The sequence below is a fragment of the Nocardioides sp. genome (genome assembly GCF_034670285.1).
GTDB lineage: Bacteria > Actinomycetota > Actinomycetes > Propionibacteriales > Nocardioidaceae > Nocardioides.
Window position 1 is genome coordinate 1 of the sequence record NZ_JAXMNS010000095.1, and the last position, 10489, is coordinate 10489.

The window sequence follows — 10489 nt, forward strand, 5'->3', positions numbered from 1 at the left end:
CGTTGCAGAAGAGCGCACCGGCGGGCCCCTGCGTCGCCCCGGAGCCGGCTCCGACCAGCTCGGTGCGCCCGCGCACCAGGTAGGCCTGGACCGCCTCACGGGCGTAGGAGCCCATCGGCACCAGCCGCTGCTTGCCGCCCTTGCCGCGCAGCAGCACGGTGGCGTCATGGCCGGACTCGCCCCAGTCGAGGTCGTCGACGTCGAGGCCCACGGCCTCGGAGATCCGGGCCCCGGTGCCGTAGAGCACCTCGAGCAGCGCGCGATCGCGCAGCGCGAGGGTCGTGCCGGCAGCGCCGGCCGCGTCGAGGATCGCCTCGACGTCGGCGAGCGGGAGGGCCTTGGGAAGCCGCTTGGCCGGGGTGGGGGGCTTGACCCCCGCGGCCGGGTCGAGCTCGGCCAGTCCGTCGTTGACCACGAACTTGTGGAAGCCGCGGACGGCGACGACGGTGCGGGCGGCCGACGTCGAGCTCAACGCCTGGTGGTCGGCGTCGCCCTCACGCAGGTGCACCAGGAACCCCGACACCGTCGCCTCGGTGATCTCCGAGAGCTCGCTGACCCCGGCACTGCCGAGGTAGGCGAGGTAGCGGTTGAGATCACGTCGGTAGGAGCTGAGGGTGTTGACCGCCAGTCCCTTCTCGACGGTGAGGTGGTCGAGATAGGTGCGTACGGCGCGGAGCAGGGTCACTGAGTCCTAGTCGTTCAGGACCGCATCGAGCGCGCGTGCCTCGATGCCGACAGCCTCGCCGACCGGGGCGTTGGTCAGCTCTCCGGCGTGCGTGTTGAGACCGAGGGCGAGGCTGCGGTCATCGAGGCAGGCCTGCCGCCAGCCCTTGTCGGCGAGCGCCACCGTGTAGGGCAGCGTCGCGTTCGTCAGGGCGTAGGTCGAGGTGCTCGGAACGGCGCCGGGCATGTTGGCCACGCAGTAGAAGATCGAGTCGTGCACCGAGTAGATCGGGTCGTCGTGAGTGGTCGCGTGCGTGTCCTCGAAGCAACCGCCCTGGTCTACGGCGATGTCGACGAGCACCGAGCCGGGCTTCATCTCCGAGACCAGCTCGTTGGAGACGAGCTTGGGCGCGGCCGCACCGGGGATCAGCACGGCGCCGATCACCATGTCGGCCTCGCGCACGTGCTGCTGGATCGCGAGCTTGGACGACGCCAGGCCGTGGACCTTGTTGTTGTAGCGCCAGAACGACATCCGCAGCTTGTCGAGATCGGTGTCGAGCAGGGTCACGTCGGCGCCCATCCCGAGCGCGATGTTGGCGGCGTTCTGGCCCGAGACCCCGGCGCCGATGATGACGACCTTGGCGTTGGCCACGCCGCCGACCCCGCCGAGCAGCACGCCGCGGCCGCCCTGCGCCTTGAGCAGCGCGTGGGCACCCACCTGGGGCGCCAGGCAACCGGCGACCTCGGACATCGGGTACAGCAGCGGCAGCCCGCCCGAGGGCAGCTGCACGGTCTCGTAGGCGATCGCCGTCACCCGGCGCTCCATGAGCGCCTCGGTGAGGGGCTTGTCGGCAGCCAGGTGCAGATAGGTGAACAGCGTCAGGCCCTCGCGCATGAGGGGGTACTCCGAGGCGATCGGCTCCTTGACCTTGAGCACCAGGTCGATGCCACCGGCGATGCCCCAGGCCGCCTCGGCGTCGGGGACGATCGTGGCGCCCGCGGCGACGTACTCGTCGTCGGGGATCGCCGACCCGAGCCCGGCCTCGGTCTGCACGAAGACCTCGTGTCCGTGCGACGTCAGCTCGTGCACGCCGATGGGGGTGATGGCCACGCGGTACTCGTGGTTCTTGACTTCCTTGGGGACACCGATCTTCACGAGACCGACCCTAACCCCCGCTACCCCCCACGAGTCCACGGGCGCGCGCGAGAAGCACGCACTGGATCACCGGGCCGTCGGCGACCCGGCCGTCGAGCACGGCGTCGTACAGCTCGGTGAACGGCACCCACCGCGAGGTCATGTCGGCCTCCTCGGCGTGCAGCTCGAAGTCACCGCGGTCGGCCGCGCTGAGCCCGCGGGCCAGGTAGAGGTGGTGGATCTCCGCGCTGATGCCCGGCGAGGCGTACGACGAGGCGAGGTGCGTCCAGTCTGTGGCGGCGAGCTGGGCTTCCTCACGCAGCTCGCGCTGGGCCACCTGAAGCGGGTCCTCCCCCGGCTCGCCGTCGCAAAGCCCGGCGGGGATCTCCACGAAACGACGTCCGACCGGGTGGCGGTACTGGTGGAGGACGAAGACCTGCTCGTCGTCGTCGACCGCCAGCACCACGGCCGCGCCCGGGTGCTCGAGCGTGAGCCGACGCGCCACCGCGCCGTCCGGGGTCTGCACCCGGTCGGATCGCAACGAGACGACCCAGGAGTCCTGGTGCAGGTAGGTCGACTCGACGACGGGCCAGGCCTCGGGCATGTCCTTCAGCGGCTGGTCGCTCATGCGTCAGTCGTCGCCGGACTCGCGGCGCAGGCCCGACTCGTCGATGGGGAACCGCAGCTCCTTCTGACGCTCGATGGCGGCACCGACGAGGCCCGCGAACAGCGGGTGCGGTCGGGTCGGCCGCGAGCGGTACTCCGGGTGCGCCTGGGTCGAGACGTAGTAGGGGTGCACCTCGCGGGGAAGCTCGACGAACTCGACGAGACCGAGGTCGGGGTTGAGGCCGGAGAAGACCAGGCCGGCCTCCGAGAGCTGGTCGCGGTAGGCGTTGTTGACCTCGTAGCGATGACGGTGCCGCTCCTCGATGCGCGCCTCGCCGTACGCCTCGCGCACGATGCTGCCCGCTTCGAGCTCGGCCGGGTAGAGGCCCAGGCGCATGGTGCCGCCGAGGTCGCCGGCCCCCTCCACGTAGTCCTTCTGCTCCTCCATCGTGACGATGACGGGCTCGGCGCAGTCGGGGTCGAACTCGGTCGACGCCGCGTCGGTGAGCCCGGCTACCGAGCGCGCGTACTCGATGACCATGCACTGCAGGCCCAGGCACAGGCCGAGGGTGGGGATCTGGTGGGTGCGCGCGTAGGTCAGCGCGCCGAGCTTGCCCTCGATGCCGCGGATGCCGAAGCCACCGGGCACGCAGATGCCGTCGACGTCGGAGAGCGCCTTGGCGGCGCCGGCCGGGGTCTCGCAGTGGTCGGACGGGACCCAGCGCAGGTTGACCTTCGCCTCGTGGGCGAAGCCGCCGGCCCGCAGGGCCTCGCCGACCGAGAGGTAGGCGTCGGGGAGGTCGATGTACTTGCCCACCAGGGCGATCGTGACCTCCTCCTTCGGGTGGTGGACCCGACGCAGCAGGTCGTCCCACAGCGTCCAGTCGACGTCACGGAACGGCAGGTCGAGACGGCGTACGACGTAGGCGTCGAGGCCCTCGCGGTGCAGCACCTTGGGGATGTCGTAGATCGACGGTGCGTCGGCCGCGCACACGACGGCTTCCTGGTCGACGTCGCACATCATCGAGATCTTGTTCTTGATCGACTCCGGCAGCTCGCGGTCGGCGCGGCACACCACGGCGTCGGGCTGGATGCCGACCTGGCGCAGCGCGGCGACCGAGTGCTGGGTCGGCTTGGTCTTGAGCTCCTTGGACGGTCCGATGAACGGCAGCAGGGACACGTGCAGGAAGAAGCAGTTCTCCCGACCGATCTCGTGGCGCACCTGACGCGCCGACTCCAGGAACGGCAACGACTCGATGTCGCCGACGGTGCCACCGACCTCGGTGATCACGACGTCGATGTCGGGCCCGCCCATCGCAAGGATGCGGTCCTTGATCTCGTCGGTGATGTGCGGGATGACCTGCACGGTGTCGCCGAGGTAGTCGCCGCGGCGCTCCTTGGCGATGACGCTCGAGTAGACCTGCCCCGTCGTGACGTTGGCGATCTGGCTCAGGTCGGTGTCGAGGAACCGCTCGTAGTGACCGATGTCGAGATCGGTCTCGGCTCCGTCGTTGGTGACGAACACCTCGCCGTGCTGGAACGGGTTCATCGTCCCCGGGTCCACGTTCAGGTAGGGGTCGAGCTTTTGCATCGTCACCCGCAACCCGCGCGAACGGAGCAAACGACCCAGGCTCGAGGCCGTCAGTCCCTTGCCCAGGGAGGAGGCGACTCCTCCAGTGACGAACACGTGCTTTGACTGATCAGATCCCGGCTGCCTCACGGAACTTCATGCTATCCCAGGATCGCCCGATTGGCTCGTGCGGGGTCAGTCCCTGGCGCGGGCGACCTCGAGCAGCTCGCGCGCGTGCGCCAGAGCGGTGTCGGAGTCGGCGAGGCCGGCCAGCATCCGCGAGAGCTCCTGCTCCCGCTCGGCGTCGTCGAGCACGGTCAGCCCCGAGCTCGTCACGGTGCCGTCCTGCGACTTGCGCACCAGCACGTGCCGGTCGGCGTACGCCGCGACCTGCGGGAGGTGGGTGACCACCAGGACCTGGGCCGTGCGGGCGAGCTGAGCCAGGCGTCGTCCGACCTCGACCGCGGCGGCGCCGCCCACGCCGGCGTCGACCTCGTCGAACACGAAGGTCGGGACCGGGCTGGTTCCGGCCAGCGACACCTCGAGGGCCAGCATGACCCGCGAGAGCTCACCACCCGATGCACCCTTCGACAGCGGACGCGCGTCGGAGCCGGCCTTGGCGGCCAGCAGGATCGCCACGTCGTCGGCGCCGTGCGCGGCCGGCTCGACGGGCGTGACGTCGATCGTGACCACCGCGTGCGGCATCGCCAGCAGCGTGAGCTCGTCGGTGACCTCACGCTCGAGCCGCCCGGCCGCCTCGCGGCGCGCGGAGGAGAGCTCGGCTGCCGACGACGTGAGCTGGGTCGCCAGGGAGTCGCGACGAGCGGTCAGCTCGGCGATGCGTTCGTCGGTGGAGTCGAGGTCGAGCAGTCGCAGCGAGGCGTCGCGGGCCCACCCGAGGACCTCGTCGATCGTGTCGCCGTACTTGCGGGTCAGGGCCACGAGGGCCGCACGGCGCTCGGACGTCGCCGCCAGCTGGGCCGGATCGGTCTCGACCCGGCTCGCGTACGACGCCACGTCGGCCGCGACGTCGCTGACGAGGTAGGTGATCTCGGCGAGGCGGTCGGCCAGGCCGGCCGCCTCGGGGTCGTGGTCGCGCACGCCGTCGAGGAAGCCGCGCGCTGCCGAGGTCGTGGCGAGCGCGTCGGCGCCGCCGGTGTCGCTGGACAAGGCCTCGCGGGCCTGCTCGGCGGCGGTGCGCAGGGTGTCGGCGAAACCCAGCCGTGACTCGTCGGCGGCGAGGGTGACGTCCTCGCCCGGCTGGGGGTCGAGCTCCTCGATCTCGGTGAGGCCGAAGCGCAGCAGGTCTGCCTCGCGGGCGCGCTCGCGGGCGGTGGCGACGACCGCGTCGAGCTCGCGGGTGGTCTGGGCGAGCTCGCGGTAGAGCTCGACATAGGTGCCGAGCGCAGCGGCGACCGGCGCCCCGCCGAAGCGGTCCAGGGCGTCGCGCTGCGCGCGCGGCAGCAGCAGTCGGTGCTGGTCGGACTGGCCGTGCACGGCGACCAGGGGCTGGGCGACCTCGGTGAGGGTGGCCACGGGCACCGACGCCCCACCGACGAAGGCGCGCGAACGGCCCTCGGCCGCGACGTTGCGGGCCAGGACGACGACGCCGTCCTCGACCTCGCCGCCGGCCTCCTCGACCGCGTCGGCGAAGTGGGTGAGCTCGCCCACCCGGATGACTCCCTCGACCCGAGCCTGCTTGGCACCGGTGCGCACGGCACCGCTGTCGGCGCGGCCACCGAGCAGGAGACCGAGGGCCGTGACGACCATCGTCTTGCCCGCTCCGGTCTCGCCGGTGATGACGGTGAGGCCGGGCCCGAGCTCGAGGGACGATGCGTCGATGACCCCGAGCTGGCTGATGCGGATCTCCTCGATCACGCCTGCTCCCCCTCGGTCTCATCACGTGCGTCGGCGCTGTCGCGCAGGCGCCGCGCGCCCTCGCCGCGCCAGCCCTGCACCGGTAGTCCGAACTTGGCCACCAGCCGGTCGGTGAAGGGGGCCTCGTGGAGCCTCGCCAGCCGTACCGGCTCCGAGCCCCGCGACACCTCGATGCGGGCCCCCAGGGGCAGATCGACCGTGCGGCGACCGTCGCACCACAGCACCGCGGCGCCATCGGGACGCTCGACGACCTCGATCGCGATCACGGAGTCGGGACCGGTGACCATGGGTCGAGCGAACAGCGCGTGGGCGCTGAGCGGCACGAGGCAGAGCGCCTCGACCTGGGGCCAGACGATCGGGCCGCCGGCGCTGAAGTTGTAGGCGGTCGACCCGGTCGGGGTCGCACACACGACCCCGTCGCAGGCCCAGCGCGAGAGCGGGCGGCCGTCGATCTCGACCAGCACCTCGATCATCCGCTCGCGCGCGGACTTCTCGACGCTGGCCTCGTTGACCGCGAAGGTCGAGGCGATCACGGCACCGTCGAGCGTGACCTGCACGTCCAGGGTCAACCGGTCCTCGACGGTGTAGCGGGAGCTCACGATCGCCTCGATCGTCGACTCGACCTCCTCGGGCTCGGCCTCGGCGAGGAAGCCGACGTGGCCGAGGTTGACCCCGAGCAGGGGCGTGCGGTCGCTGTGGGTGATCTCTGCTGCGCGCAGGATGCTGCCGTCACCGCCGATGACCAGGGCCAGCTCGCAGTCGCGGCCGGCCTCGGACTCCGACTCGGTCAGCTCGAGCGCCGGTGCGAACTCCCCCGGCTCGACGCCGAGGTCCTTGGCCTCACTGGCCAGCAGCCGTACGACGAGTCCGTGCGCCGTCAGTCCGGCCACGAAGGAGCGCGCGACCGAGCGTGCTGCCGGGCGCCCGGTGTGGGCCAGGAGCAGTACGCGTCGTACGTCGGGGGCGGTCACGGGTCAAGCCTCTCACCCGCCACCCCCAGGCCGCGGGCCCCGTGCACCACCTCGGCGATCGCGTCGTCCGCGAGCTCAGCGGGCCCGTGGCGCAGCCACAGGAAGAACTCGACGTTGCCCGACGGTCCGGGCAGCGGGCTGACCGTCACCGCGCGGGCTCCCCAGCCTCGTCGCGCCGCGGCCGCGGCGACGGCCGCGACCGCCTCGATGCGCAGCTCCGGCTCGCGGACGACGCCACCCTTGCCGACACGGTCCTTGCCCACCTCGAACTGTGGCTTGACCATCAGGGCGAGATCGGCGTCGGGGGCGCAGACGCCGATCAGGGCGTCGAGCACCAGCTCGAGGGAGATGAACGACAGGTCACCCACGACCACGTCGACGGGACCGTCGATCAGGTCGGCGGTGAGCTCACGCACGTTCTGGCGATCGAAGACGTGCACGCGGGAGTCGCTGCGCAACGACCAGGCCAGCTGCCCGTAGCCGACGTCGACCGCGACCACCTCGCGCGCGCCGCTTCGCAGCAGCACGTCGGTGAAGCCGCCCGTGGACGCGCCCGCGTCGAGACAGCGGCGACCGACCACCTCGAGACCCTGGGGCTGGAAGGCAGCCAGGGCGCCGGCGAGCTTGTGGCCGCCACGGGAGACGTAGTCGGGGCGGTCCGGGTCGGTGGTGACGACGATCGCCACGTCGGTCGTCACGCCCGTGGCGGGCTTGGTGGCGACGGCACCGGACACCTTGACCCGACCGGCGTGCACGAGCTCTCCGGCCTGCTCACGCGAGCGGGCGAGACCCCGACGTACGAGCTCGGCGTCCAGACGCAGACGACGCGGTGGCACGGCGGGGCTAGGCGGACTCGACGACCGCGGCAGCGGCGTCGGGGTCGTCGAGAGCGGACCGGAGCTCGCGGTGGGCCTGCTCGTAGACCCGCACGTGCTCGCTCAGGTCGACCGAGCCCATGCTCGCGACAGCGTCGACCACGGCGTCGATCCGGGGCAGCCCGGTGGCCGCGGGACGCTCGAGCATCACGTCGGAGTCGTCGTCCCAGGTCTCGGCGTGCTGCTCCTCGCTCATGCGTCCGAGGTTACCGGCCGGACGCCGTCGGTCGGCACGCGCAGGGCCGACACGTCGGCGACCGCACCGGAGGTGTCGAGGTACGACCAGGCCGCTGCTGCCACGCACCGCCACCAGTCATCCACCGAGCCCTCGCCACTCACCTCGAGGCGTCCGCCGTCGGTGCTCCCCCGCCAGCCTCCTGCGTGCCACGACCCGTCGCGCTCCTGCGGTGCTGCGTGGCTCGCGCGGAGCGCGCCGAGGTCGACGCCCACGTAGGTCGGTCGCTCCTCGGGACGGGCAGCGACCACCTCGGCGAGGCCACTGACGCCCGTCAGGACGAGGAGCGAGTCGATGCCGGCCGCCCGGGCACCCTCGATGTCGGTGTCGAGTCGGTCGCCGATCATGAGGGGACGCTCTCCTCCTACCCGTCGGATCGTCTCGTCGAGCAGGGGTCGCGCGGGCTTCCCGGCCACGACCGGCTCCACGGCGGAGAACCGGCGCAGGGTGTCGACCAGGACTCCGTGCCCCGGGGCCACGCCGAACGGCGTAGGAATGGATGCGTCGGTGTTGCTCGCCACCCACCAGAGCCCGTCGCGGATGCGGACGGCGGCACGCATCACGTCCGACCAGCGAACATCGGGCCCGTAGCCGCTCACCACGGCCTCCGCCTCGTCGTCCAGGCCTGCTGGCACCAGGTGCTCGGCCGTGACGGCCGCCAGCAGGCCCGCTCCCCCGAGGACGGCGACGTGCGCGCCCTCACCGAGGCGATCGCGCAGCACGCGAGCCGCAGCCTGGGCCGAGGTCACGACGTCGGCCGCAGCTGCCTCGATGCCGAGGTCCGTGAGGTGCGCGGCGACGGTGTCGGGCGTGCGTGCGGCGTTGTTGGTGATGAAGGCGCAGCGCATCCCTGCCGCTCGCACCGCAGCGAGGTGGTCGGCGGCGCCCGGCACGGCCTCGCCGCCGATGTAGACCACCCCGTCGAGGTCGAGCATCGCGAGGTCGTAGTGGTCGGTCAGCGCGTCGGGGGAAGCGTTCAACACGCCGCCAGTCTGGCACGCGCTCAGGATCGGCCCCGTATCGTGATCCGAATGGACACCGGGACGGTAGTGACACCTCCCTATGTCGCCGGGCCGTTGGTGCTCGCGCCCTTTCGTGCTGTTCGACTCGTGCCCTCGAGGGTGAGCGACCCGGCCTCCGCACGGCTCTTCGGTCGGCCGTTCAGCGGGGTCGCCGATAGGCTCCTGACCTGGGAGAAACGCGGCTACCTCGTCCACGAGCCCACCGCTGCGCTCCAGCTGCACGAGTACACGACCAACGGCGTCACGATCCGCGGGCTCGTCGGGGCCCTTGACGTCTCGCGACGCGCCAGTGGCCACGAGGACCGCGCAATCCACCCGCACGAGGGCATCTACCCGGCCCAGGCCGACGACCTGGCGGGTCGCATGCACCAGATGGGGCTCAACCCCGCCCCGATCCTGCTGGTGCAGACCTCCCCCGTAGCGCTGCGCGACCTCCTTGCTGCCGTTCGCGACACCCCGCCCCCGGTGACCTTCGTCGACCGGGCGGGTCACACGCACCGCATCTGGCCCATCGAGGACCCGGAGCTCCTGGAGGCCATCGCCGGGCACCTGGCCCCGACCACGGCCGTGATCGCCGATGGTCATCACCGCTACGCCGCCTACCTACGGCTGCAACAACGCCATCCCGGGGGCGGCTTCGACCGCGGACTGGCGATGATCGTCGACCAGGGCGACACCCCGTTGTTCCTCGGCGCGATCCATCGGGTCCTGCACGGGTCGAGCCTGGACGACGTCGCCTCGGCTGCGGCCACTGTCGGGATCCCCACGCGCCTGGTGCGTCAGCCTCACGCCATGGCCTGTCTCGCGCCGGGCACCATGGTGGCCACCGATCAGGCCCGATGGCTCACCCTCGAGCTCGGCGAGCGGGCCGACACCCTCGAGATCGAGGCGCTCCACGACCGGATCGTGCCGGCGCTCGCCCACGGCCCCCACCGGGTCACGCACCACCACAGCGCAGCCGAGGCGCTCGGACTGGCCGGCACCGAGTCCGGCACCGCCGTGCTGCTGCCCGCACCGAGATTCGAGCAGATCGAGAACGTGGTGCGCGACGGGCGATTGTTCCCCGAGAAGGCGACCTCCTTCCAACCGAAGCCGCCGCTCGGCGTGATGCTCAGGTTTGTGCACGACGAAGACGACGAGCCGACGTCACCTCGACCTCGACCCGCGATCCGGTCCCGCCTGCCGTTCTGAAGAACCGGCGTCGCAGGGCACCGCGCACCTCGACCTCGTCGCCGGGCTGCCAAGCCCGGGCCGAACGTCGTACACGCCCACTCCAGGTCGCGCACTCGAGCGAGTCAACGCGCTGGCGACCGGCTGCGCGACCGGCCTCGTTGTCGTCACGTGTCACCGACACCCGAAACGTGCACAGCACGTCACCGCTCGGCATCGCGCGTTCCTGTGCCGGCGCTGCGACCCGGCCCACCAGGCGCACCTCGTTGAGCGGTGCGAGTACGGCATCTTCTCGTGTGGCCATCGACCATCACCTCCTGCGCCGAGTCTGGCGAGGACAGCACTGCCCGTGGATGCCGCGAGC

Annotated in this window: 11 protein-coding genes; 1 reads left to right on the forward strand and 10 read right to left on the reverse strand. The window is 71.6% G+C overall.

The window, feature by feature from the left end; genetic code table 11:
• The 9 genes from VOI19_RS06735 to VOI19_RS06775 all read right to left on the reverse strand — a co-directional run.
• Positions 1-685 (reverse strand): site-specific integrase (locus VOI19_RS06735; protein WP_323792190.1); only part of this gene is annotated, 685 nt, incomplete at its 3' end.
• A gap of 6 nt (positions 686-691) precedes the next feature.
• Positions 692-1819 (reverse strand): alanine dehydrogenase, encoded by a 1128-nt coding sequence (ald, locus tag VOI19_RS06740; protein WP_323792191.1) that lies wholly within the window; start codon positions 1817-1819, stop codon positions 692-694.
• Between the two features lie 10 nt (positions 1820-1829).
• Positions 1830-2426, reverse strand: coding sequence for an NUDIX hydrolase (locus VOI19_RS06745; protein ID WP_323792192.1), 597 nt, complete (start codon positions 2424-2426; stop codon positions 1830-1832).
• Positions 2427-2429: 3 nt separating this feature from the next.
• On the reverse strand, positions 2430-4091 hold the full coding sequence (locus tag VOI19_RS06750) for a CTP synthase (RefSeq protein WP_323792193.1): 1662 nt from the start codon (positions 4089-4091) through the stop codon (positions 2430-2432).
• A 78-nt stretch (positions 4092-4169) separates the two neighbouring features.
• Positions 4170-5852, reverse strand: coding sequence for a DNA repair protein RecN (recN, locus tag VOI19_RS06755; RefSeq protein WP_323792194.1), 1683 nt, complete (start codon positions 5850-5852; stop codon positions 4170-4172).
• Positions 5849-6823, reverse strand: coding sequence for an NAD kinase (locus VOI19_RS06760; RefSeq protein WP_323792195.1), 975 nt, complete (start codon positions 6821-6823; stop codon positions 5849-5851). Before VOI19_RS06760 ends, recN begins: the two co-directional genes overlap by 4 nt.
• Entirely contained in the window at positions 6820-7659 is an 840-nt protein-coding gene (locus VOI19_RS06765; protein ID WP_323792196.1) for a TlyA family RNA methyltransferase, read from the reverse strand. Before VOI19_RS06765 ends, VOI19_RS06760 begins: the two co-directional genes overlap by 4 nt.
• Before the next feature lie 7 nt (positions 7660-7666).
• A complete protein-coding gene (locus VOI19_RS06770) occupies positions 7667-7894 on the reverse strand; it encodes a hypothetical protein (RefSeq protein ID WP_323792197.1) in 228 nt (75 codons plus the stop codon).
• Positions 7891-8916 carry an HAD-IIA family hydrolase gene (locus tag VOI19_RS06775; RefSeq protein WP_323792198.1) on the reverse strand — a complete coding sequence of 342 codons (1026 nt, stop codon included), beginning with the start codon at positions 8914-8916 and terminating at the stop codon, positions 7891-7893. The genes VOI19_RS06770 and VOI19_RS06775 overlap by 4 nt, the downstream gene beginning before the upstream one ends.
• A gap of 126 nt (positions 8917-9042) precedes the next feature.
• Here VOI19_RS06775 and VOI19_RS06780 point away from each other — a divergent pair, with 126 nt between their 5' ends.
• Entirely contained in the window at positions 9043-10146 is a 1104-nt protein-coding gene (locus tag VOI19_RS06780) for a DUF1015 family protein (RefSeq protein ID WP_323792199.1), read from the forward strand.
• On the opposite strand, the gene VOI19_RS06785 is transcribed toward VOI19_RS06780, so the two are convergent.
• A complete protein-coding gene (locus VOI19_RS06785; RefSeq protein ID WP_323792200.1) occupies positions 10067-10429 on the reverse strand; it encodes a single-stranded DNA-binding protein in 363 nt (120 codons plus the stop codon). The genes VOI19_RS06780 and VOI19_RS06785 overlap by 80 nt on opposite strands.
• Between the last annotated feature and the right edge of the window lie 60 nt (positions 10430-10489).

Coding starts and splice junctions, on each gene's coding strand:
- VOI19_RS06785 (WP_323792200.1), bottom strand. CDS start 10,429: ATGGCCACACGAGAAGATGCCGTACTCGCACCGCTCAACGAGGTGCGC.
- VOI19_RS06745 (WP_323792192.1), bottom strand. CDS start 2,426: ATGAGCGACCAGCCGCTGAAGGACATGCCCGAGGCCTGGCCCGTCGTC.
- VOI19_RS06770 (WP_323792197.1), bottom strand. CDS start 7,894: ATGAGCGAGGAGCAGCACGCCGAGACCTGGGACGACGACTCCGACGTG.